The 23,454-nt window shown below is 69.5% G+C and carries 22 protein-coding genes and 1 riboswitch; of the genes, 15 read left to right on the forward strand and 7 right to left on the reverse strand.

Annotated elements, in window-relative coordinates; all coding sequences use genetic code 11:
- Nucleotides 1-58: 58 nt before the first annotated feature.
- Nucleotides 59-775, forward strand: a complete 717-nt coding sequence (locus tag CFB35_RS14075) for an MIP/aquaporin family protein (protein ID WP_011546148.1) — start codon at nucleotides 59-61, stop codon at nucleotides 773-775.
- Between the two features lie 42 nt (nucleotides 776-817).
- Here CFB35_RS14075 and CFB35_RS14080 read toward each other — a convergent pair whose 3' ends face one another.
- The 3 genes from CFB35_RS14080 to CFB35_RS14090 are packed head-to-tail and all read right to left on the reverse strand — an operon-like array spanning nucleotide 818 to nucleotide 3,518.
- Nucleotides 818-2,086 carry an NAD(P)/FAD-dependent oxidoreductase gene (locus CFB35_RS14080; protein ID WP_089465115.1) on the reverse strand — a complete coding sequence of 423 codons (1,269 nt, stop codon included), beginning with the start codon at nucleotides 2,084-2,086 and terminating at the stop codon, nucleotides 818-820.
- Between the two features lie 4 nt (nucleotides 2,087-2,090).
- Nucleotides 2,091-2,399, reverse strand: coding sequence for a non-heme iron oxygenase ferredoxin subunit (locus CFB35_RS14085; protein ID WP_059578663.1), 309 nt, complete (start codon nucleotides 2,397-2,399; stop codon nucleotides 2,091-2,093).
- 36 nt (nucleotides 2,400-2,435) lie between these two features.
- Nucleotides 2,436-3,518: a fatty acid desaturase family protein gene (locus CFB35_RS14090; RefSeq protein ID WP_089465116.1), complete on the reverse strand. Its 1,083-nt coding sequence runs from the start codon at nucleotides 3,516-3,518 to the stop codon at nucleotides 2,436-2,438.
- A gap of 170 nt (nucleotides 3,519-3,688) precedes the next feature.
- Here CFB35_RS14090 and CFB35_RS14095 point away from each other — a divergent pair, with 170 nt between their 5' ends.
- From CFB35_RS14095 to CFB35_RS14115, 5 genes are all read left to right on the forward strand, one after another.
- Nucleotides 3,689-4,753, forward strand: a complete 1,065-nt coding sequence (locus CFB35_RS14095; RefSeq protein WP_089465117.1) for a LacI family DNA-binding transcriptional regulator — start codon at nucleotides 3,689-3,691, stop codon at nucleotides 4,751-4,753.
- Between the two features lie 155 nt (nucleotides 4,754-4,908).
- Nucleotides 4,909-5,916 (forward strand): hypothetical protein, encoded by a 1,008-nt coding sequence (locus tag CFB35_RS14100; protein WP_059578667.1) that lies wholly within the window; start codon nucleotides 4,909-4,911, stop codon nucleotides 5,914-5,916.
- A gap of 37 nt (nucleotides 5,917-5,953) precedes the next feature.
- On the forward strand, nucleotides 5,954-6,781 hold the full coding sequence (locus tag CFB35_RS14105) for a TIM barrel protein (RefSeq protein ID WP_089465118.1): 828 nt from the start codon (nucleotides 5,954-5,956) through the stop codon (nucleotides 6,779-6,781).
- 74 nt (nucleotides 6,782-6,855) lie between these two features.
- On the forward strand, nucleotides 6,856-7,842 hold the full coding sequence (iolG, locus tag CFB35_RS14110) for an inositol 2-dehydrogenase (protein WP_089465119.1): 987 nt from the start codon (nucleotides 6,856-6,858) through the stop codon (nucleotides 7,840-7,842).
- A 146-nt stretch (nucleotides 7,843-7,988) separates the two neighbouring features.
- Complete coding sequence (locus CFB35_RS14115; protein ID WP_059578675.1) at nucleotides 7,989-8,675, forward strand: HAD family hydrolase; 687 nt, start codon at nucleotides 7,989-7,991, stop codon at nucleotides 8,673-8,675.
- 72 nt (nucleotides 8,676-8,747) lie between these two features.
- Here CFB35_RS14115 and ribB read toward each other — a convergent pair whose 3' ends face one another.
- The 3 genes from ribB to CFB35_RS14130 form a co-directional block, all read right to left on the reverse strand.
- Nucleotides 8,748-9,458 carry a 3,4-dihydroxy-2-butanone-4-phosphate synthase gene (gene ribB, locus CFB35_RS14120; protein ID WP_012329192.1) on the reverse strand — a complete coding sequence of 237 codons (711 nt, stop codon included), beginning with the start codon at nucleotides 9,456-9,458 and terminating at the stop codon, nucleotides 8,748-8,750.
- Nucleotides 9,459-9,576: 118 nt separating this feature from the next.
- Nucleotides 9,577-9,726: riboswitch (FMN riboswitch) on the reverse strand.
- Between the two features lie 192 nt (nucleotides 9,727-9,918).
- Nucleotides 9,919-10,605 (reverse strand): helix-turn-helix domain-containing protein, encoded by a 687-nt coding sequence (locus CFB35_RS14125; RefSeq protein WP_089465120.1) that lies wholly within the window; start codon nucleotides 10,603-10,605, stop codon nucleotides 9,919-9,921.
- A gap of 217 nt (nucleotides 10,606-10,822) precedes the next feature.
- Nucleotides 10,823-11,998: an MFS transporter gene (locus tag CFB35_RS14130; RefSeq protein ID WP_059578810.1), complete on the reverse strand. Its 1,176-nt coding sequence runs from the start codon at nucleotides 11,996-11,998 to the stop codon at nucleotides 10,823-10,825.
- A gap of 147 nt (nucleotides 11,999-12,145) precedes the next feature.
- Here CFB35_RS14130 and CFB35_RS14135 point away from each other — a divergent pair, with 147 nt between their 5' ends.
- From CFB35_RS14135 to lnt, 8 genes are all read left to right on the forward strand, one after another.
- A complete protein-coding gene (locus tag CFB35_RS14135; protein WP_059578680.1) occupies nucleotides 12,146-13,078 on the forward strand; it encodes a LysR family transcriptional regulator in 933 nt (310 codons plus the stop codon).
- Nucleotides 13,079-13,301: 223 nt separating this feature from the next.
- Nucleotides 13,302-14,675 (forward strand): tRNA (N6-isopentenyl adenosine(37)-C2)-methylthiotransferase MiaB, encoded by a 1,374-nt coding sequence (gene miaB, locus CFB35_RS14140; protein ID WP_059578683.1) that lies wholly within the window; start codon nucleotides 13,302-13,304, stop codon nucleotides 14,673-14,675.
- 33 nt (nucleotides 14,676-14,708) lie between these two features.
- Entirely contained in the window at nucleotides 14,709-15,755 is a 1,047-nt protein-coding gene (locus CFB35_RS14145) for a PhoH family protein (RefSeq protein ID WP_059578685.1), read from the forward strand.
- A 150-nt stretch (nucleotides 15,756-15,905) separates the two neighbouring features.
- Nucleotides 15,906-16,682 (forward strand): rRNA maturation RNase YbeY, encoded by a 777-nt coding sequence (gene ybeY, locus CFB35_RS14150; RefSeq protein ID WP_089465121.1) that lies wholly within the window; start codon nucleotides 15,906-15,908, stop codon nucleotides 16,680-16,682.
- 12 nt (nucleotides 16,683-16,694) lie between these two features.
- Entirely contained in the window at nucleotides 16,695-17,327 is a 633-nt protein-coding gene (locus CFB35_RS14155) for a gamma-glutamylcyclotransferase (protein ID WP_059578691.1), read from the forward strand.
- Between the two features lie 43 nt (nucleotides 17,328-17,370).
- On the forward strand, nucleotides 17,371-17,520 hold the full coding sequence (locus CFB35_RS34970) for a hypothetical protein (RefSeq protein WP_167351617.1): 150 nt from the start codon (nucleotides 17,371-17,373) through the stop codon (nucleotides 17,518-17,520).
- A gap of 276 nt (nucleotides 17,521-17,796) precedes the next feature.
- The gene (locus CFB35_RS14160; RefSeq protein WP_059578694.1) at nucleotides 17,797-18,684 is read left to right on the forward strand and encodes an HlyC/CorC family transporter; all 888 of its coding nucleotides are present in this window, start codon (nucleotides 17,797-17,799) and stop codon (nucleotides 18,682-18,684) included.
- 52 nt (nucleotides 18,685-18,736) lie between these two features.
- On the forward strand, nucleotides 18,737-20,440 hold the full coding sequence (gene lnt, locus CFB35_RS14165; protein WP_089465122.1) for an apolipoprotein N-acyltransferase: 1,704 nt from the start codon (nucleotides 18,737-18,739) through the stop codon (nucleotides 20,438-20,440).
- A gap of 57 nt (nucleotides 20,441-20,497) precedes the next feature.
- Here the strand turns inward: lnt and CFB35_RS14170 are convergent, their stop codons facing one another.
- Nucleotides 20,498-22,153, reverse strand: a complete 1,656-nt coding sequence (locus CFB35_RS14170; protein ID WP_089465290.1) for a hypothetical protein — start codon at nucleotides 22,151-22,153, stop codon at nucleotides 20,498-20,500.
- Nucleotides 22,154-22,440: 287 nt separating this feature from the next.
- On the opposite strand from CFB35_RS14170, the gene glyQ reads away from it, so the two are divergent.
- A complete protein-coding gene (gene glyQ / locus CFB35_RS14175; RefSeq protein WP_006477868.1) occupies nucleotides 22,441-23,445 on the forward strand; it encodes a glycine--tRNA ligase subunit alpha in 1,005 nt (334 codons plus the stop codon).
- Nucleotides 23,446-23,454: the final 9 nt, after the last annotated feature.

Here is a 23,454-nt window from a genome sequence, read left to right on the forward strand (position 1 = left end):
CAACAACACCGGCGGACCGCGCGATGCGCGAGTCCGCCGTGACATACGAGAGACAACCATGTCACCTTATATTGCGGAATTCATCGGCACGGCGATCCTCGTGCTGCTCGGCAACGGCGCGGTCGCGAACGTGCTGCTTGCCAAGACCAAGGGCAAAGGCGCGGACCTGATCGTGATCGTGATGGGCTGGGCGATGGCGGTATTCGTCGCGGTCTACGTGACCGCGTCGTTCAGCGGCGCGCACCTGAACCCGATCGTCACGATCAGCCTCGCGCTCGCGGGCAAGTTCGCATGGTCGAAAGTGGGCGGCTACGTGCTCGCGCAGATGCTCGGCGGGATGGCCGGCGCGCTGCTCGTGTGGCTCGCGTATCGCCAGCACTTCGCGAAGGAAGCCGATGCGGACCTGAAGCTCGCGGTGTTCTGCACGGCGCCCGCGATCCGCAGCACCACGCACAACGTGCTGACCGAAGCGATCTGCACGTTCGTGCTGATCCTCGGCGTGCTGTATCTCGCGTCGCCGCAGGTCGGCCTCGGCGCACTCGACGCGCTGCCCGTCGGCCTGCTGGTGCTCGGCATCGGCATCTCGCTCGGCGGCCCGACCGGCTATGCGATGAGCCCCGCGCGCGACCTGTCGCCGCGCATCATGCATGCGCTGCTGCCGATTCCCGGCAAGCGCGACAGCGACTGGCGCTATGCCTGGGTGCCCGTCGTCGGCCCGCTGCTCGGCGGCGCCGCGGCAGCCGGGCTGTATCTGCGCCTGCACGCGATGGCCTGATCGCCGTTTGAACGAAGCGCGCGGCGTTCACTGCCGCGCGCTTCACGCCCCTCCTTTCTTCTGCCGGTCATTCATGGCCGTCACCAGCGACTTCAGCTTCACGCCGACGTTCGCGACCGCCGCCGGCGTCACGTCGATCCCGCGCTCGACCAGCATTCTCGCCACGCGCATTTCCTTCACGAATCCCGCTGCACGGCCGAAGCCGCTCGCCGCGACGAGCCGCGCGAGCGCATCGAAATGGAAATGGATTTCCGCATCGTCGCCGAGCACGCGCGCGACCGACTGCACGCCGAGCGCCGGCTCCCCGGCCACCTGCAACTGCGCATCGTATTGATCGGACCAGAACCACGGCGTGTCGCGATACGGTGCGCCCGCGCCGAGCATGTTGCGGGCGGCCACGTGCGCCTGCGTCTCGGCGCCATGCCACGTCTCCTGCCGAACCAGCCGCCCCGATAACGCGCTCGGAAACACGGCGACGTCGCCGGCCGCGTAGATGCCGCGCGCCGACGTCTCGAGCTGCGCGTTCACGACGATCCCGCGCTCGACCGCGAGGCCCGCGTCGCGCGCCAGCGCGTCGGCCGGTTCGATGCCGATGCCGGTCACGACCGTGTCGGCAAGCAGCGCGTCGCCGTCGTCGAGCAAGACGGCCAGCGCCCCGCCCGAGGTCCGCTCGATCGCAACGGGCTTGCGGTTCAGACGGATCGCCACGCCGCGCTCGTCGTGAAGCGCATGCACGCGCGTCGCGATGGCTTCCGGCACTGCCCGGCCGAGCAGCCGCGGTGCCGCATCGAGCACGGTCACACGGCAGCCGCGCTGCCGCGCCGACGCCGCGACTTCGAGACCGATGAAGCCGCCGCCGACCAGCACGATCCGTGCGTCGGGCACGAGCCGCGCGCCGAGCGCCGCCGCGTCGTCGAGCGTGCGCAACGCGACCACGCCGTCCAGCGCCGCGCCCGGAATGGCCAGACGGCGCGCGCTGCCGCCGGTCGCCAGCAGCAGCGCGTCGTAGCTGAATCCATGCCCGCCCGACACGTGCACTTCGCGTGCATGCGGGTCGATGCGCTCGACGGTCGCGACGATCCGCTCGATGCGGTCGGCCGCCCACGCCTCGGCATCGCGCAACCGGCATTGCGCCGCGCTATGCTCGCCCGTCAGCACGCCCTTCGACAACGGCGGCCGCTCGTACGGCGGGTGCGGCTCCGCGCCGATCAGCACGATGCGCCCGCGCCAGCCGGACGCGCGCAGCACCTGCGCCGCGCGGCCGCCCGCATGACCCGCGCCGACGATCGCCATTACCCGGTCGTGGCTCATCGCGTCACACCTCGATCAGGATGCGACCGTCTTCGATCTTCGCGCGGTACGTGCGCAGCTTCTCGCAGGCGGGCGCGGACAGCGGCCGGCCGTCGCGTACGTCGAAGCGACCGTTGTGCTTCGGGCATTCGATCACGTGATCCATCACGAACCCGTCCGCGAGATGTACGTGCTCGTGCGTGCACAGGCCGTCGCTCGCGTATACCTGGCCGTCGATCCGGTAAATCGCGTACGTGCGGCCTGCGTGATCGAAGCGCGCGACGTCTTCGTCGTCGATGTCGTCGAGCGCGCCGGTGTCGATCCATTGCGTCATGGGGTGTGTCTCCTTCGTCGGGATGGTCGGTAGCTGTCATGCGCGCGCGGCATCGGGCACCGGCCGCACGACGTAATCGGACGGATCGCGCGTCTGCCGGATCAGCGCCGGCACGATCTCCGCATACGCGGCGAGCGTGCTGCGGTACGGCGGCGGCATGTCGGCCTTCACGGCTTCGTGCAGCTTCGGCAGCGCATGGAACGGCACCATCGGGAACATGTGGTGCTCGACGTGATAGTTCATGTTCCAGTACAGGAAGCGGAACACCGGATTCATCATCACGGTGCGGCAGTTGCGCCGGTGATCGAGCACGTTCTCCGGCATGCCCGCGTGCTGCGTGAGGCCGAAATACAGGTACAGCCATGCGCCGTAGAGGCTCGGCAGCCCGATGTAGAGCAGCGGCAGGATCGTGTGCCAGTACATCGCGGCGCCCGCCACGAGCGCGTAGATCGCGAGATGGATGCGCGACTCGCGCACGACCTTCGGCCATTCCGATTCAGGCACGTAGGTGCGCTCCTCGTCGTCGAGCCGGCCGGTGACCGACGCCGCGATCATCTTGCGCAACTCGCCGGCCACGTGCTTCAGCGCGACGACGTTCAGCACGAGTGCGAGCCAGTCGGTCGGCTTCGGCGCGGCGATTTCCGGATCGCGCCCGACGACCAGCGTATCGGTGTGATGGCGCGCATGACTCCAGCGCCACGCGGTTGCGCGGCGGAACACCTGGAACGATGCGAGCTGGTACAGCGCGTCGTTCATCCAGCGCGTGCGGAACGCGGTGCCGTGCCCGCATTCGTGCCAGCGCGAATCGGCCGGGCTGCAGTAAAGGGTGCCGTACACGAAGAACGCCGGGATCGCCCATGCCGAATGCGCGTGCCACGCCAGCCACGCGAGCGCGCCGCTGATCGCGATCGCCGCGTACCAGATCAGCGTGTCGCGAATCGCACGGGCGTCGCCACGCTGCATCAACTGCTTCATCAGCGGCCGCGGCACCGCGCACCGGTACCACGCGGCGTTGACGAGCCCGGCCGCGTGCGCGCGCTCGCCCGCGCCGCCGATCATTCGGTATTCCTGACGGCGCGCCGCGTTGCGCTTGCGTGCCGGGTCGTCGGTAGGGGCCACGTCTGTCTCCTGGGGTTCTCGTGCGATGCAAGCGCGACACGCGCTGCGATGGAATCAAAATTAGGCGCCCGGCTTCCGCTGCTCAATCGAAACGTTGACGAAATTTCGCCATCGCTTTAGCGTTCGGCAACGCCACGCGATCGATGGCGCCTATCACGATGGAGACGACCATGGCAGGAGAATCCGGGCCGCGCTGGCGCAAGCGCACCGCGCGCTTCGACGAGATCGCGGCGCTTGCCGGCGTCAGCACGACGACCGTCGACCGCGTGCTGAACGAGCGCGGCAGCGTCTCCGCGCAGGCGCGCGAACGCGTGGTGGCGGCCGCGCGGCAGCTCGGCGTGCCGCGGCAGCTGCCCGACACGCGGCACGGGCTGATCCACGTCGACGTACTGCTGCCGGACACCGACGCGCCGTTCTTCCGGCGGTTGCAGCAAGCGCTGCAGCGCTCGCTGCAGATGCTCGACCGGCGCGTGGTCGTGCACCGGACGATCGTGCCCGCCGCGGACGACGCGCGCGCCGCCGCGCTGATCGAACGGCCCGCGTACCGGCGCGCGGCGCTGATCGTCACCGCGCACGACACGGCCCGCATGCGCGACGCGCTGGCCGCCGCGATCGCGCGGGGCGAGACCGTCGTCACGATGGTCACCGACATCGGCGGCATCGACCGCGCGCACTTCGCCGGCATCGACAACTATCGCGCCGGGCGCACGGCCGGCTACTACATCGGCCGTCTCGCGGCGCGCCCCGGCCGCGTGCTGCTGCTCGGCGGCCGCATGGGCTACCGCGCGCACGCCGACCGGATGGCCGGCTGCCGCGACCAGCTTGCCGACGCGTTCGCCGCGGTGCGCTGCGACGACGCGCCGGTCGAGACGCTCGACCAGGACGACCGCTGCTACCGCGCGGTGTCGAAGGCGCTGCAGGCGCACGACGACGTGGTCGCGATCTACAACAGCGGCGCCGGGTCGGCCGGGATCGAGGCGGCGCTGCGCCGGGCCGGCGCGGTCGGGCGCGTCGTATGGATCGGCCACGAGATGATCGATCTGCACCGCACCTTCATCGAAGCCGGCGCGATGGATCTCGCGATCGACCAGGATCCGGACGGGCAGGCGATTTCCGCGCTGCAGCACGTGCTGCATGCATGCGGCATCGTCGAGGCGCCGCCGCCGCACGACCCCGTCGAATTCCGCGTGTTCTGTCCGGCGAACGTGAGGACGAGCGCGTACCTGCAGCCGTGAACCCGCCGCACGGCATGCGGCATGCGGCCCGGCGCGTGCATGCGTCGAAAAAATCGATCGCCGCATTGGCGATTTTTCGTCAACGTTTGTCATGCAGCCTGCGCGGCGCGTCCGTACATTGACAGCCATCCACGAACAACGACGGACAGGAGACGATGGCTGAACCGATCCTCATCGGCGTGAATCTCGACGGCGTGCTCGAACACGACGGGCTGCCGCCGCCCACGCCCGCCGAGCGCTTCCGGATGGTCGCCGCCGCCGGCGTGTTCGACTACGTCGAAAAGAACCCGGTGCGCGGCGAGGACCTGTCGCCATATTTCGCGCTGGTCGAGCGCCACGCGCTGCCGATTCGCGTGATCGGCGGCATCTGGTGCGCGGGCCGCGACGAAGCGCATGTCGCCGAGATCGTCGCGGCGGGCGCGCGGTTCGGCAGCACGGTGCTCAACTGTCAGCTGTTCGCGCATCACGCGGACGGCCATCCGCTGTCGGATCGCGAAGTCGCCGATTTCTACCTGCGCGCCTATGCATGGGGCGAACCGTCCGGCTGCCTGCCGAGCCTCGAAGTGCACGTCGACATGTGGAGCGAGGATTTCGCGCGGGTTGCACGCGTCGCGCGGCATGTCGAGCAGGCCGGCGCGCCGTTCCGTATCACGCTCGATCATTCGCACCTGCTGTTCAAGATCGGCAATCGCGCCGAACTCGACGCATCGGGCCTGCACGAATCGGCCGACGGCGGCCGCGCGATGCTCGACCCCGCATCGCCCGCCGCGATCTACGCCGACTGGATCGCGCGCGGCTGGGTCCGGCATGCGCATGCGCGCAGCGTCGTGCCGAACAACCCGGACAATCGCTGGATGCGCCGCGCGGACGGCCGGCCCGGACGCGGCATCCAGTACCCGTTCGTCGCGCCGCCGCCGGGCGCGTACCACGGCGAATGGCGTGCCGAGTCGCTCGATCCATGGAAAGCCGCGCTGCGTCAGTTGCTGCAGGCGCGGGGGCAGGCCCATGCGCAAGCGACACCGCTCGAGCAGATCAGTTGCGAATTCATCCCGTTTCCCGACTACGGCGGCGGCGCACGCTATTCGATCTTCGACAACAACGTCGCGTGCGCGCACTGGCTGCGCGACACGTGGCACGCACTCGCCGCGCGCGCCGGCGCCTGATCCGAACCCGCCCCACTCAAGCCCCAAGGACAGAACGATGACGCAAGCCTTGCACTTTTCGCTGAACCGGATGAGCGCGCCGCGCTTGCCGCTCGACCGCTACGTCGCGCTGTGCCGGCGCCTCGGCGTCGACACGATCGAGATCCGCAACGATCTCGACGGCGTCGAACTCGCCGACGGCACGCCGGCCGCCGCCGTCCGCGCGACGGTCGAAGCCGGCGGCGTAACGATCCTGACGATCAACGCACTGCAGCGCTTCGAGCAGTGGAATGCCGAGCGCGCCGACGAGGCGACCGTGCTGGCCGACTACGCGGCGCAATGCGGCGCGCGGGCGCTGGTGCTGTGCCCGACCAACAGCCGCACCGACACGCGCGACGAGCACGCCCGCCACGCGGATCTCGTCACGGCGCTGAAGGCATTGAAGCCGATCCTCGAAGCCCGCGGCCTGCTCGGCTTCATCGAGCCGCTCGGTTTCGAGGAATGCGCGCTGCGTCGCAAGTCGGACGCGGTGAAGGGCATCTACGGGGCGGCGGGCGAGCCGGTGTTCCGGCTCGTGCACGACACGTTCCACCATCACCTCGCCGGCGAGGACATCTTCTTCCCGAACCTCACGGGCCTCGTGCACCTCTCGGGCGTCGAGGAAGCCGACCTGCCGGTCGAGCGGATGCGCGACGGCCACCGCGTGCTGGTCGGCCACGTGGACCGGCTCGGCAACGTCCGGCAACTCCGCGAGCTGCTCGCGCGCGGCTACCGCGGTGCGTTGTCGTTCGAGCCGTTCGCGAAAGAGATCGCCGAAGCCGACGACATCGAGGACCGGCTGCGGGCAAGCATCGATTACGTGCGCGGCGAGCTGGCGGATCGCTGAGCGGACCGTCGCGACGGCGTGCGGCCCACGCCGGCCGCGCATCGGCAAGATAAGTGAATCCACGGGAGAACGAAATGATCGAATTCGCTTTGTTCGGCGCGGGCAGGATCGGCAAGATCCACGCGGCGAATCTCGCGCGCCATCCGGGCGCGACACTGAAGTACGTGATCGACCGGCACGCACCGTCGGCGGACGCACTCGCCCGCGCGCACGGCGCGCAGGCAACCGACGTCGAACGCGCGCTGGGCGACGCGTCGGTGCGGGCCGTCGTGATCGCATCGAGCACCGATACGCACGCGGACCTGATCGTCGCGGCCGCGAACGCGGGCAAGGCCGTGTTTTGCGAAAAGCCGGTCGACCTCGCCGTCGAACGCTCGCGTGCATGCGCGGACGTCGTGCGGCGCACCGGCGTGACCTGCATGATCGGCTTCCAGCGCCGCTTCGACCCGACCTTCGCGGCGCTGAAGGCGCGCGTCGAGCGCGGCGAGATCGGCGCGCCTGAAATGCTGGTCGTCACGAGCCGCGACCCGGGCGCGCCGCCGGCCGACTACCTCCGCAGCTCGGGCGGCATTTTCAAGGACATGCTGATCCACGACTTCGACGTGTTCCGCTGGATCCTCGGCGACGAAGCGCACACGCTGCATGCGACGGGCAGTTGCCTGACCGATCCGGCCGTGCACGACGCCGGCGACATCGATTCGACCGCCGTGACGATCCGCACGCGGCGCGGATTGCTGTGCCAGATCAACACGTCGCGCCGCGCGGCGTACGGCTACGACCAGCGCTTCGAACTGCTCGGCAGCCGCGGGATGCTGCAGGCCGGCAACGTGCGGCCGACCGACGTGAGCGCGTGGCTTGCCGGCGGCATCGCGACGGACGTGCCTGAGCCGTTCTTCCTGGAACGCTACCGGCATGCGTACGCGGCCGAGATCGCGCACTTCGTCGACGCGTTGCGCGACGGCACGCCGGTCAGGACGACGATCGACGACGGACTCGCCGCGCTCGAGCTGGCCGAAGCCGCGATGACGTCTTGGAAAACGGGGCGCGTGATCGAGCTGTGACGCCGCGAACGGCGGCCGTCCGGCACAACCTGCCGCGCGGCCCGGCCGGATCGGGCACATTTACCGCCACGTCGCTCGGCATGCACGGGAAAGCACGTATGATGGCGAATCGATCGGCGTCGCCGATTTCCCGCGTTTTCATCACCATGCTCGATCACCTCATCTGCGACTGCGACGGCGTGCTCGTCGACAGCGAAGTCATCGCCGACCGCGTGCTGCTCGACACGCTGTCCGCCACGTTCCCGAACCTCGATTTCGAAGCCGCCGCGAAGTCGGCATTCGGCCAGCAGACGTCCCGCTTCCTCACCGGCATCGAAGCCCGCTTCGGGGTCGAGATGCCCGCCAACTTCATCGAGACCGTCGAGCACAACATCGAAGTCGCGCTCGCGCAATCGCTCGCGCCGATCAGTGGCGTGCGCGACGCGCTGCTGAAGATCACGCTGCCGGCCGCCGTCGTGTCGAACAGCCGGCTCGCGCGCGTGCGCAGCTCGCTGAAGCGCGCCGCGCTCACCGAGATCTTCGGCGAACGCGTGTTCAGCGCCGAACAGGTCGCGCGGCCGAAGCCCTACCCCGACGTGTACCTGCACGCAGCGCACACGCTCGGCGTCGCGCCGGCGCGCTGCGTCGTCGTCGAGGACAGCATCTCGGGGCTGAATGCCGCGCGGGCGGCCGGGATGAAGACGATCGCGTTCGTCGGCGCGAGCCACATCCCCGACAACTACGCGGACGCGCTGCGCGCGATGGGCATCACGCGGATCATGCGCAGGATGGACGAACTGCCGGCGCTCGTCGAAGCCGGCATGCGCGGCGAATTCGGCGACGTGCAGTCCTGATCGTCATTCGCGCCGGCTCGCGTCGATCCGGCCGCGCCACGGGCGCGCGAACGCGCCCGCGTTTCCTTCCGCTCAGGCCGGCTCGCAGCAGCGTTCGCGCGCGGCGGCCAGCGCCTCGCGGAACGCGACGAGTTCCGCGATCGTCAGCATCGGCAGCCCGTGCCGTTGCGCGAAGCGCTCGACATCGTCGCCGCGCGTCATCGTGCCGTCCGGATTCATCAGCTCGCACAGCACGCCGGCCGGCTTCAGGCCCGCGAGGATCGACAGGTCGACGGTGCCTTCGGTGTGACCGCGGCGCGCGAGCACGCCGCCCGGTTGCGCACGCAACGGAAACACGTGGCCGGGGCGCACGATGTCGTGCGGCTTCGCGCCGTCGGCGATCGCCGCGCGGATCGTCGTCACGCGGTCGGCCGCCGACACGCCGGTGTGCACGCCTTCGCGCGCCTCGATCGACACGGTGAACGCGGTGCCGTTGCGGCTTTCGTTGGTCTGCACCATCGGCGGCAGCTCCAGCGCACGCACCGTGTCGTCGGTCAGGCACAGGCACACGATGCCGCTGCACTCGCGAATCAGCAGCGCCATCGTCTCGGGCGTGATGCGCTCGGCGGCGACGATCAGGTCGGCCTCGTTCTCGCGGTCGTGGTCGTCCTGCAGCACGACCGCGCGGCCCGCGCGCATCGCGTCGAGCGCGGCGGCGATGCGCGGCGGCACCGGTTCGGAATCCAGCAACGGGAGATCGGCAAAGGCGTCGGCAGGCGCCGACGAAACGGACATCAAGGACATGTGAAACGCTCCTCGCAAAGACGATTTGGGCGAAAAACGTTTCAGGGCATTGCAAACAGACAGAACGACAACCCGCTTCGCACGCACGGCGAAGCGGCCCTGACGGACATGACTATCTGCACATCTTCTCTCATCCGGACTGTGACCGTCGGCTCTGGCATTCGACCAGATCTGCTGACCCCGCGCGAAATGCGCGGGCGCTCGCGGGCTCGCCGGCTTACGCCAGCCTACCGCCGGTGGGGAATTTCGCCCCGCCCTGAAGACGCACTGATTGCCGGACGGGAACGCCCCGTGACCGGCGGGCCAAGCATACAACAGCCGCACACGACGCGCAGCGAATGACCGGTAAAACCTTACTGACGACCCCGTCTAACGGCATCGTCCGAACGGCCGACGCGCGCACGCGGCGTCTCCCGCGCAAACCGGGGACCGCAACGCTCGCGCCGCGCGACCCGCGCGATCAGTTGGCGGCCGCGTGCGCCGCGTCGGGCACGAGCCAGCGCGGCGGCACCTCCGGGCTCACCGTCACGCGGAACGCACGCGCTTCGCTGTCGCCCGGGTTGCGCAGGCTGTACGGCTGATCGGCGTCGAACACGATCGCGTCGCCGGTCGCCAGCAACTGGCGGCGATCATGCACGCTGACTTCGAGCGTGCCCTCGCTGACGACGAGATTGATCGTCGTGCCCGGTGCGCGGCGCGCGCCGGGTTCCGTATGCAGCGGCGCGATCCGCAGCTCGTGGAATTCGGCCGCGGCCGGCTCGCCTTCCGGATACAGCGCACGCGCCGAGAAGCGGCCGTTCGAGCTGACGACGCGCGACGCGCGCTCGGCCGCCAGATGCTCGAAACCGTTCACCGCATGGCGCCGCAGGAACGCGGCGACCGACACCTTCAGCGCCGCGGCGATCTTGCAGAGCACCTTGATCGACGGCACGCTGCGCGCCGATTCGATCTGCGCGAGCATCGCCCGCGACACGCCGGACAGCCGCGCAAGCGCATCGAGCGACAATTGCCGCTCGGCGCGCAAGCGCGCGAGGTTCACGCCGACGACCTGCTCGAGCGCGTCGAGCGATGCGGACGCGCGCAGGTCGGCGCCATTGCCGGACTCGAAGGAAGACACGTCGCGCACGAGCGCCAGGGATGAAGACATAGCATTGCCTCCGGGCCGCCGCGCGGCCCTGCGTAGGGGGTAAGCCGGAATCGGAATCGGGTTGCGCCGGTCGTGGCGCGTATCGAAACGCTATCACCCGGCCTTGCACGGGCAAACGAAGTTATCTTCACACCGTTATCAGCATCGCGGAGGAATGCGTTTCTCGCGAACCTTTTCCTGCCGCTATGGCGTCGCGCTCGGCGCGCCGTGGCGGCGTTCACTGCGCCGCCGGCGCCGCGCCGCGCGCCGGGCCGCGCGCGTCGAGCCGCATCGCGAGCCACGTGACGACCAGCGCCGCGAACGTCACCGCGACCGCGACCCACGGCAGCGCATCGAGCGCGAAGCCGTGCTCCAGCGCGAGGCCGCCGAGCCACGCGCCGCCCGCATTGCCGACGTTGAACGCGCCGATGTTCAGCGTCGACGCGAGATGCGGCGCGCTCGCGGCCTTTTCGACCACGCGCGCCTGCAGCGGCGGCACCGTCGCGAACGCGGCGATCCCCCAGACGAACACGGTGACGGCGGCCGCGACCGGCAGGTGGCTCGTCTTCGCGAACACGGCCATCACGGCCATCAGCGCGACGAGTATCGCGATCAGCGACGGCATCAGCGCGCGATCGGCCAGCTTGCCGCCGATCGTGTTGCCGATCGTCAGCCCCGCGCCGAACAGCACGAGGATCAGCGCGACCGCGCGCGGCGAGTAGCCCGACACGGCCTCAAGGATCGGCGCGATGTACGTGAACACGACGAACACGCCGCCGAAGCCGAGCACGGTCATCAGCAGCGCGAGCCACACCTGCGGCTCCTTCAGCACGCGCACTTCATGGCCGAGGCCGACCGGCCCGCTGTCGTGACGGTTCGGCACCAGCGCGGCCACGCCGCCGAGCGCGAGCACGCCGAGCGCGGCGACGATCCAGAACGACGCGCGCCAGCCGAGCACCTGGCCGACGAACGTGCCGAACGGCACGCCGAGCACGTTCGACAGCGTGAGCCCCGTGAACATCAGCGCGATCGCGCTCGCGCGCTTGTCGGCCGGCACGAGCGACGCGGCGACCACCGCGCCGATCCCGAAGAACGACCCGTGCGCGAACGACGTGACGACGCGCGCGACCATCAGCATCGCGTAGCCGGACGCCGTCGCGCACAGCACGTTGCCGACGATGAAGATCGCCATCAGCAGTTGCAGCGCGGCCTTGCGCGGCATGCGGCTCGTCAGCACCGCGAGCAGCGGCGCGCCCACCGCGACGCCGAGCGCGTAGCCGGTGACGAGCAGGCCGGCCGACGGCAGCGACACGGCGAGGTCGTGCGCGACTTCGGGCAGCAGGCCCATGATGATGAATTCGGTGGTGCCGATGGCGAAGGCGCTGATCGCGAGCGCCAGGAGCGGAATGGGCATGACGTTCTCCGGTAGGCGGCGGCCGCGGCGCCGGTTCGGTGCCGCACCGCACAAGAAAGCGGGATGTGCGCGCATTGTCCCGAAGACGCCAATATTTGATAATTGGCGTGGCATTTGAACCATTTTCAAATATTTCTGGAAAATCGCATGGACCGACTGGGCGACATCCGGCTGTTCGTCGAGGCGGCGGAGCTGGGCAGCCTGTCCGCCGCCGGGCGCAAGCTGAACCTCACGCCGGCCGCCGCGAGCGCGCGGCTCGCGAAGCTCGAGGCGAAGATCGCGACGCGGCTGTTCGAACGCTCGACGCGGCAATTGCGGCTCACCGACGAAGGCAAGCTGTACCTGAACTGCTGCCGCCAGGCGCTGCAGGCGCTCGACGATGCGGACGCGATGTTGCAGGAAGGCCGCAACGTCGTGAGCGGCAAGGTGCGGCTGTCGTCGACGTCCGATTTCGGCCGCAATCAGTTGCTCGACTGGCTCGACGAATTCACGACGCAACATCCCGACGTCACGTTCTCGCTGACGGCGTCCGATTCGTCGTCGAACCTGTGGCAGGACGAGATCGATCTCGCGATCCGCTTCGCCGCGCCGCCCGACGGCGCACTGATCGCCCGCCGGCTCGCGACCAACCGGCGGGTGCTGTGCGCGGCGCCGTCGTTCATCGAACGCCACGGCGTCCCGGCCGATCCGCACGATCTGGCCCGCTTTCCGTGCAACGTGATCACGATCGCGTCCGGCCCGATGAACACCTGGCACTTCACGCGCGGCGACGAAGTGCAGGTTCACACGGTGCCCGTGTCGACCGCGTTCGAGACCAACGACGGCGGGCTCACGCGCGAATGGACGCTGCGCGGCCACGGCATCGCGCTGAAATCGCTATGGGACATCGCCGACGACGTCCGCGCGGGCCGGCTGCGCGTCCTGCTGCCCGACTGGCGGCACCAGGACGCGCCGCTGCACGCGATCTACCACAGCAAGCGCTACATGGCACCGCGCGTGCGCGTGCTGCTCGACTTTCTCGCCGAACGCTTCGCGCGCGAGGAAGCCGCGCTCGACGACCTGCTGAACGCGTGCCGCTGACGGTCGGCTGACCGTCGTCGCCGTCATCGAGGGGTCGGAACCCGGAAGCCGACGTCGCCTGCCCGCAACCGGCGGCCCATCCGCCGCGGCATGAAAAGCTATAATGGAAGGCTTTCCCGACGGCCTTTCCTCCCGGCTACGCGCGATTCGCGTGCCGCGCACCGCCGTCCCGACTCACCCTTGACGACGCCCCCAGGTCAACCACTGCGAACGGCGAATCCCCATGACCAAGAAAGTTTACGTAAAGACCTTCGGCTGCCAGATGAACGAGTACGACTCGGACAAGATGGTGGACGTGCTCAACGCGGCCGAAGGCCTCGAAAAGACCGACACGCCGGAAGACGCGGACATCATCCTGTTCAACACGTGCTCGGTGCGCGAGAAGGCGCAGGAAAAAGTGTTCTCCGATCTCGGCCGCGTGCGCGAGCTGAAGGAAGCGAAGCCGGGCCTGCTGATCGGCGTCGGCGGCTGCGTCGCGAGCCAGGAAGGCGCGTCGATCGTGTCGCGCGCGCCGTACGTCGACCTCGTCTTCGGCCCGCAAACCCTGCACCGCCTGCCGCAGATGATCGACGCGCGCCGCGAGAGCGGCCGCGCGCAGGTCGACATCACGTTCCCCGAAATCGAGAAGTTCGACCACCTGCCGCCCGCGCGCGTCGAGGGGCCGAGCGCGTTCGTGTCGATCATGGAAGGCTGCTCGAAGTACTGCAGCTACTGCGTGGTGCCGTACACGCGCGGCGATGAAGTGTCGCGCCCGCTCGACGACGTGCTGACCGAAGTGGCCGGCCTCGCCGACCAGGGCGTGCGCGAAGTCACGCTGCTCGGCCAGAACGTGAACGCATATCGCGGTGCACTGACGGCCGGCTCGTCGGAAATCGCCGATTTCGCAACGCTGATCGAATACGTCGCCGACATCCCCGGCATCGAGCGGATCCGCTACACGACGTCGCATCCGAAGGAATTCACGCAGCGCCTGATCGACACGTACGCGAAGGTGCCGAAGCTCGTGAGCCACCTGCACCTGCCGGTCCAGCACGGTTCCGACCGCATCCTGATGGCGATGAAGCGCGGCTACACGGTGCTCGAATACAAGTCGGTGATCCGCAAGCTGCGCGCGATCCGCCCCGACCTGTCGCTGTCGACCGACATGATCGTCGGCTTCCCCGGCGAGACCGAGGAGGATTTCGACAAGATGATGGCGCTCGTGCACGACATGCGCTACGACACGAGCTTCTCGTTCATCTACAGCCCGCGCCCCGGCACGCCGGCCGCGAACCTCGCCGACGACACGCCGCGCGAAGTCAAGCTCAAACGCCTGCAACACCTGCAGGCGACGATCGAGGAAAACGTCGCGCGCATCAGCCAGTCGATGGTCGGGAAGGTCGAGCGGATCCTCGTCGAGGGCCCGTCGCGCAAGGACCCGAACGAGCTCGCGGGCCGCACCGAGAACAACCGGGTCGTGAATTTCCCGGCGCCGCTCGCGTCGCACCCGCGCCTGATCGGCCAGATGATCGACGTGAAGATCAACCATGCGTACCCGCACTCGCTGCGCGGCGAGCTCGTGCTCGTCAGCGACGACGCGAGCACGGCCACCCACTGACCGACCGACGCCCGACAGGAGCCCGACGCTACTTTGAAGACCGTCCAAGCACTGGAATTCACCGCCCCGCGCGACGACAACGCGCGCCTCGCCAACCTCTGCGGCCCGCTCGACGAAAACCTGCGGCAGATCGAACAGGCGCTCGACGTGACGCTCGCGCGGCGCGGCCACCGGATCACGATTCGCGGGCGCGGCGCCAAGCTCGCGCTCGCCGCGCTCGAAAACTTCTACAACCGCGCGCGCGATCCGCTGTCGGTCGACGACATCCAGCTCGCGCTGGTCGAAGTGCGCCACACGGCCGGCAACGGCCGCCAGGACACGCTCGACGTGCGCTTTCGCGGCGATCCCGACCATCCGTTCGACGAACCGGTCGTGCAGCTCGACGCCAGCGAGCCGGACGAAGAGCCGGGGCCGAAGCTCTACACGCGGCGCGCCGACCTGCGCGGCCGCACGCCGGCCCAGCGCGAATACCTGAAGCAGATCCTGCAACACGACGTGACGTTCGGCATCGGGCCGGCCGGCACCGGCAAGACCTACCTCGCGGTCGCATGCGCGGTCGACGCGCTCGAGCGCGACCAGGTCAAGCGGATCGTGCTGACGCGCCCGGCCGTCGAGGCCGGCGAGCGGCTCGGCTTCCTGCCCGGCGATCTCGCGCAGAAGGTCGACCCGTACCTGCGGCCGCTGTACGACGCGCTGTACGACCTGCTCGGCTTCGACAAGACGGCCAAGATGTTCGAGCGCCAGATGATCGAGATCGCGCCGCTCGCGTACATGCGCGGCCGCACGCTGAACCACGCGTTCATCATCCTCGACGAGGCGCAGAACACGACGCCCGAGCAGATGAAGATGTTCCTCACGCGGATCGGCTTCGGCTCCAAGGCGGTCGTGACCGGCGACACGAGCCAGGTCGATCTGCCGCGCGGCCACAAGAGCGGCCTCGTCGAGGCGCAGCAGGTGCTCGGCGGCGTGCGCGGCATCGCGCTCACGCGCTTCACGAGCGCCGACGTGGTGCGCCACCCGCTCGTCGCGCGCATCGTCGAGGCGTACGACGAATTCCACGCGCAGCATCAGGACGGCTGAGCGGCGGCGGCCGCGTGCCGCCCCCCGGCCTCCCGGCCCGGCCCGCCCGACGGCGCGCCGGGCTTTTTTTGCCCGTGCGCGGCCCGGCCGAATTCGGGCGCGATCGCCCATTTGGTGTATCCTCGACGCGTCCCAATCGCCTCACGCGTCATGAAATCCTCCCGTTCCCGCAAGTCCGGCCGCGCCCAGTCCGTCGCGTCCGAATCCCCCCGCCTTTCGCTGTTCGACGCGAAGGGCAAGGCCCGGACCGTCAACGCGCAAGGACTGCGGATCGACTTCCCGGACGGCCGCAGCCTGATGTTCGACCTGTCGGGCAGCTCGGGCGACGCGGCTGTCGCGATCGTCGCGCAGCACAACGACCCGGCGATGCGCGCGAAGCTCGCGCTGCAGCCCGAGCACTACGACAGCGTGACGCTGCACGTCGGCGCCGAATTCGCGCCGCGCGAGGACGACCCCGAAGACGAGCCGCGCGCGCTGGAACTCGACTTGTCCGTCCAGTACGGCGACGAGATCACGAGCGACGTGCGCAAGGCGCTGCCCAAGCGCAAGCTGATCGCCGAATGGCTCGAGCCGGCGCTGTTCGCGAGCGCGCAGCTCACCGTGCGCTTCGTCGGCGAAAACGAAGGCCGTACGCTGAACGCCGGCTACCGCCACAAGGACTATCCGACCAACGTGCTGACCTTCGCGTACGACCCGGCGCCCGACGGCACCGTGATCGGCGACCTCGTGCTGTGCTGCCCGGTCGTCGAGAAGGAAGCGCACGAGCAAGACAAGCCGCTCGCGGCCCATTACGCGCACCTGCTGGTGCACGGCGCGCTGCATGCGCAGGGCTACGACCACGAGACGAGCGACGAGGACGCGGCCGAAATGGAAGCGCTCGAAGTCGACATCCTCGCGAAACTGGGTTTCCCGAACCCGTACCGGTAAGCCGGCCGCACGATGCGTCACGCCGCGATGCTGCCGCCCGCCTACCCGCCGTCGATCGGCGAAGGCCGTCTGCTGACGGAAGACGAGCTCGCGGCATCGCTCGCGCACACGATGCGCGACTGGGACGGCCGGCAGGATCTCTGGCTGTTCGGCTATGGCTCGCTGATCTGGAACCCCGGGCTGCCGACCGTCGCCGCCGTGCGCGGCAAGGTGCACGGCTACCATCGCGGGCTCTACCTGTGGTCGCGCGTGAACCGCGGCACGCCCGAACGGCCGGGCCTCGTGCTCGCGCTCGATCGCGGCGGCTCGTGCTCGGGCATCGCGTTCCGGCTTTCCGGCCCGACCGCGCAGCCGCATCTCGAGACATTGTGGAAACGCGAGATGCCGATGGGCTCGTACCGGCCCGCGTGGCTGCCGTGCTCGCTCGAGACCGGCGAACGCGTGAACGCGCTCGCGTTCGTGATGCGCCGCGACGCACCGACCTATACGGGCAAGCTGACCGACGCCGTCGTGAAGGAAGTGTTCGGCTGCGCGGCCGGCCGCTACGGCACGACGCTCGACTACGTGAGCCGCACGGTCGACGCGCTGCGCGCGAGCGGCATCCCCGACCGCGCGCTGGAAGGGTTGCTGGCGCGATGCCGGTGATCCGACACCGCGCCGCCCGCGCACCCGCACGAGGACACCGCCAATGAAACCGTCACACTGGTCGCGTTGCAGGATCGCCGTGCTGCTCGTCGCCGCGAGCGTCGCGCTGTCCGGCTGCGGGATACTCGGCTGCGGCGGCGCCGCGACCAACGGCGCGGCCGCCGGCGGCTGCTCGGCCGGCATGCGGTTCTGAGCGGCGCGCCGGCGGCGCCCGCCTGCGGCAGAATGCCGCCGTCCGGCCGCGCCGCCCGTCCCGCCACCGATTTTTGGCCGCCGCGCCCCGCCGCTCCTTTCTGCGATAGGATGGACCCGACGACGACGTCGCGCCCGGCGCGGCCGTCCGCGAGCGGGGCCCGGGCGAGCCGCCCGCCCTGGCCGTGCGGCCGGGGTGACACGGTCGCGTCGTGCCCTTGGTGTATCCTTGCCTACTCCGTGACCGCGCGCCCCGGCATGACCCGGGCGCACCACCATGAACGATTCGTATCCCAGTCGTAAGCCAACCGACAAACCGCAAGAAAAGCGCTCGCTGCTCGAGCGCCTGACCGACTTCATCTCGCCCGAGCCCGAATCCCGCGGCGAGCTGCTGGAAATCCTCCAGGACGCCCACGAACGCAACCTGATCGACGCCGATTCGCTGTCGATGATCGAAGGCGTGTTCCAGGTGTCCGATCTGTGCGCGCGCGACATCATGGTGCCGCGCGCGCAGATGGACGCGATCAACATCGCCGACAAGCCCGAGGATTTCATCCCGTTCGTCCTGGAAAAGGCGCACTCGCGCTACCCGGTGTACGAGGAGAACCGCGACAACGTGATCGGCGTGCTGCTCGCGAAGGATCTGCTGCGCTTCTACGCCGAGGAGGAGTTCGACGTGCGCGGGATGCTGCGCCCGGCCGTGTTCATTCCGGAATCGAAGCGCCTGAACGTGCTGCTGCACGACTTCCGCGTGAACCGCAACCACCTGGCGATCGTCGTCGACGAATACGGCGGCGTCGCGGGCCTGATCACGATCGAGGACGTGCTCGAACAGATCGTCGGCGACATCGAGGACGAATACGACTTCGACGAGGAAGCCGGCAACATCATCGCGGGGCCGGACGGCCGCTACCGCGTGCGCGCGCTCACCGAGATCGAACAGTTCAACGAGACGTTCGGCACCGATTTTCCCGACGACGAGGTCGACACGATCGGCGGGCTGATCACCCATCATTTCGGCCGCGTGCCGCACCGCGGCGAGAAGCTGCAGCTCGGCAACCTCGTGTTCGAAATCCAGCGCGGCGATGCGCGCCAGGTTCATGTGCTGCTGGTGCGCCGCAACCCGCTCGCCAGCCGTCGCGCCGAAACCTCGCACGAAGACTGACCGCTCCGCGCCAGCCGCGCTTCCTTCAACCGCTCGCCCACTTCCGCTTCACATGGACGATCCGATCCCGTCCCGCCCGGCTGGCGGCCTTCTCGCGCCGGCCCCCGGCCGCGCGCTGCCGCGCTGGCACTATCCGGCCGCGCTGCTCGCCGGCGCGGCCAATACGCTCAGCTTCGCGCCCACGCCGCATGGCGGCTGGCTGCAGCTCGTCGTATTCGTCTGGTTTTTCGCGCAACTGACCCGCACGTCGAGCTGGCGCGGCGCCGCGCTCACCGGCGGCGCGTTCGGCTTCGGCAACTTCATCACCGGCGTCTGGTGGCTCTACATCAGCATGCACGTGTACGGCGAGATGGCCGCGCCGCTCGCCGGCGGCGCGCTCGTGCTGTTCTCGCTGTACCTGGCGCTGTATCCGGCGTTCTCGGCCGGGCTGTGGTCGTTCTGTGCGGGCCATGCGTGGCACCGCCGGGAGCCCGACCCGCGACCATTCTCGCCGACCTGGCACGGCGCGTTTGCGTTCGCCAGCGCGTGGGCGCTCGGCGAATGGCTGCGCGGCACCGTGTTCACCGGCTTTCCGTGGCTCGGCAGCGGCTATCCGCAGGTCGACGGCCCGTTCGCGGGCTTCGCGCCGGTGGTCGGCGTGTACGGGATCGCGTGGGTGCTCGCGCTGTTCGCCGCGCTGGTCGTGCAGGCGCTCGCCGCCGCGCGCCCGTCGCCGGTGCGTGACGGCGCAGCCGGCGCATCGGGCGGCAACGCCCGCGTGCGCATCGCGGCGCCGGCCGGCATCGCGCTCGCGCTCGTCGCGGCCGGGCTCGGGCTGTCGCAGGTCACGTGGACCGTGCCCGCGAACGCGCCGCTCACCGTGCGGCTGCTGCAGGGCAACGTGAAGCAGGACATCAAGTTCGAGCAGGAAGGCATCGACGCGGCGATCAAGATGTACCAGCAGATGATCGTCGAGAAGCCGGCCGACCTGATCGTCACGCCCGAGACCGCGATCGCGGTGATGATCCAGGAACTGCCCGAGCCGTTCGCCGCCGCGATCCGCAAGTTCAGCGACACGACCGGTTCGGCCGTGCTGTTCGGCGCGGTCGGCGCGTCGGTGACCGAGGATGGCCACTACGTCGACTACACGAACAGCCTGTACGGCGTGACGCCGAATTCGCGCGACATCTATCACTACGACAAGCATCACCTCGTGCCCTTCGGCGAGTTCATTCCGTGGGGCTTCCGGTGGTTCGTCAACCTGATGAAGATGCCGCTCGGCGACTTCGCGCGCGGCGCGCCGGTGCAGAAGCCGTTCCTCGTGCACAACCAGCCGGTGATGGCCGACATCTGCTACGAGGACTTGTTCGGCGAGGAAATCGCCGCGACGATCCGCGACAATCCGCAGCCGCCCGGCGTGCTCGTCAACGTGACGAACCTCGCGTGGTTCGGCGACACGATCGCGCTCGACCAGCATCTGCAGATCGCGCGGATGCGTTCGCTCGAAACGGGCCGGCCGATGCTGCGCTCGACCAACACCGGGATGACGGCCGCGATCGACGCGCACGGCCGCGTGCTCGGTCAGTTGAAGCCGTTCACGATCGGCTCGCTCGACGTGCGGATCGAAGGCACGAGCGGCTTCACGCCGTACGTGACGAGCGGCAACAACATCGTGCTCGCGGTGTCGTTCGTGCTGCTCGCGTTCGGCTTCACGTTCGGGCCCGGGCTGCGCCGCCGCAACGGCCGGCAGCAGCACGGCGGCGACGGAGCGGCATGATGCAACGGGCCGCTGCCGTGCACGGCGGCGGCCCGTGACCGCGAACCGGCCGGCCGTTCAGGCCTGCCGGGACGATCGATCCGATTGCGCCGGCTGCGCGGCGAGGCCCCGCAGGTCGCGACTCACGTCCTCCATCACCGGCGCCCACGCGCCGAACGTCGGCTGCCGGTACAACGTCGCGGTCGGATACCACGGGCTGTCCCGGCGATCGAGCAGCCACGGCCAGTGCGGATTCACGTCGAGCAGCACCCAGGTGCGCGCGCCGAGCGCGCCGGCCAGGTGCGCGACCGACGTGCACACAGTGATCACGAGATCCAGCGCGCCGATGAATGCGGCCGTATCGTCGAAGCTCTTCAATTCGTCGGTGTAGTCTTCGATCGCGAAACCGGCCGCGCGCGCGGCGGCGACGTCCGCGTCCGCCCCCGGCTGTAGCGAATAAAACGTGACGCCGTCGATGCCGCGAAACGCGTCGGCGTAGCGTTCGAGCCCGACGCGCCGGAACGGATTGCGCTGGTGGCCCGCGCTGCCCGTCCACACGAGCCCGACCTTGAGCCGGCCGTCGCCCGCGAGCCGCGCGCGCCATGCGTCGCGGGCGCCCGGCTCGGCCCGCAGGTACGGCACCGACGCCGCGAGCGTCGACGCTTCCATGCCGAGCATCAGCGGCACGCCGATCAGCGGCACTTCGTAATCGAACGCCGGCAGCGCGTCGACGCCGCCGCCCGCGCCGAACACGTCCGCATGCGCGCCGAGGCTGCGCTGCATCAGCGCGCCGAGCGCCGGAAACGTATTCCACGCGAGCCGGCCGCCTTCGCGATGCACGCGTTCGGCGAGCGGCACGACGAAGCGGCAGAACTGCAGCACGTCGCCGAGCCCCTGCTCGCCCCACACCAGCAGCGTCTTGCCGGCAAGCGGCTCGCCCTGCCAGCGCGGGCCCGGCAGCGCCGGCCGGCGGCCGCGCAACTCGCCCGCGCCGTCCCAGCGCGCCTCGTGGCCGCGCCAGCCGGCCGCGTAGTTGCCGCGCACGAGCTGGATGATCGCGAGATTGAAGCGGAACGACGCGTCGTCGGGCGCGAGCTCGCACGCGCGCGCCGCGTAGCGCTCGGCGTCGTCCCAGCGCTGCGCCTCCTTCATCGCCATCGCGACGTTGTTCATCGCGAGCGCGTTGTCGGGTGCGAGATCGGCGAGCCGCGCGGCGCTCGCGAGCGCACCATCCAGGTCGTGCATCGCGATCCGCGCGACGACGAGGTTGATCCATGCCTGCACGTCCTGCGGATCGTGCTTCACGGCCGCGTCGAGCAGCGCGATCTCTTCCGCGCGGTCGCCGCCAGACAGCCGCAGCGCGATCGCGAGGTTGTTGCGCAGCGACGGCCAGCCGGCGTCGATGGCGAGCGCCGCGCGGTACGGCGCGACCGCCTGCGCGTGATGGCCGGCCATCTGCAGCACGTAGCCGTGGTTGAAGTGCGTGGCCGCGCCCGGCTGCACGCGCGCCGCGCATTCGGCGAGCGCGAGCGCGTCGGCCGGGCGCTGCCGGGCAACGAGCGCGGTCGTGAGCCGCACCAGCGAGTCGGCATCGACCGCATGCAGATGGGCGGCGGCGGCCAGCCAAAGATCGTGCGCGGGGCGCTCGCCGCGCGCCTGCGCGTCGGCGGCCTGCCCGAGCAGCGCGAGGAACGGCGGAAGCAGCGGAATCAGAATGTCGGTCGGTTCGTTCATGCAATCGGCATCGGCGAGCGGGTGACGCGGCGCGCATCGCACGCGCCGCAATACGCGCATCTTAACGCTCGCGCGAGGCGCCGCGGCCCGCGCGCGTGCGCACCGGTGCGCGGGCCGCCGGAACGGTGCGGCGATGCCCGCATCCGGCTTCCGGCCGCATCCGCTCGCCGATCCGGTAAAATTACGCGTTTCTGCACACTAACAAGCCGCGCCGCCGCGCGAGCCGACCCTCCGGGCCCGCCCGGAGCGCCGTCCGCAACGGAGCGCCAGCGCCACGAAGGCTCTTCATGCTTACGTTTCAGCAAATCATCCTGACGCTGCAGTCCTACTGGGACAAGCAGGGTTGCGCCCTGCTCCAGCCCATCGACATGGAAGTCGGCGCGGGTACGTCGCACGTCCACACGTTCCTGCGCGCGGTCGGCCCCGAGCCGTGGCGCGCCGCGTACGTGCAGCCGTCGCGCCGCCCGAAGGACGGCCGCTACGGCGAAAACCCGAACCGCCTGCAGCACTACTACCAGTACCAGGTCGTGCTCAAGCCCGCGCCGGAAAACATCCTCGACCTGTACCTCGGCTCGCTCGAGGCGCTCGGCTTCGACCTGAAGCAGAACGACGTGCGCTTCGTCGAGGACGACTGGGAAAACCCGACGCTCGGCGCGTGGGGCCTCGGCTGGGAAGTGTGGCTGAACGGGATGGAAGTCACGCAGTTCACGTATTTCCAGGAAGTCGGCGGCCTCGAATGCAAGCCGGTGCTCGGCGAGATCACGTACGGCCTCGAGCGCCTGGCGATGTACCTGCAGAAGGTCGAGAACGTGTACGACCTCGTGTGGACCGAGTGGGAAGAGCAAGGCCCGAACGGCCCCGAGCTGCGCCGCCTGTCGTATGGCGACGTGTACCACCAGAACGAGGTCGAGCAGTCGACCTACAACTTCGAGCATGCGAACGTCGACCTGCTGTTCACGTTCTTCAACAGCTACGAAGCGGAAGCGAAGAAGATGATCGACGCGCAGCTCGCGCTGCCCGCGTACGAGCTCGTGCTGAAAGCCGGCCACACGTTCAACCTGCTCGACGCGCGCGGCGCGATCTCGGTCACCGAGCGGGCAGCGTACATCGGCCGCATCCGCGCGCTGTCGCGTCTCGTCGCGCAGGCTTACTACGACTCGCGCGAGAAGCTCGGCTTCCCGATGCTCGGCAACCCGCCGGGCGTGCCGGGCCTCACCACCGACGCCCAGGATGCCGCGCAGCCGGCATGGGCGCCGCCGCTCAAGGTCGAACGCAAGATCGATCAGGACTGACGAGACGAG

The organism is Burkholderia sp. AU16482, assembly GCF_002223285.1.
In the GTDB taxonomy this organism is placed as follows: Bacteria; Pseudomonadota; Gammaproteobacteria; order Burkholderiales; family Burkholderiaceae; genus Burkholderia; species Burkholderia semiarida.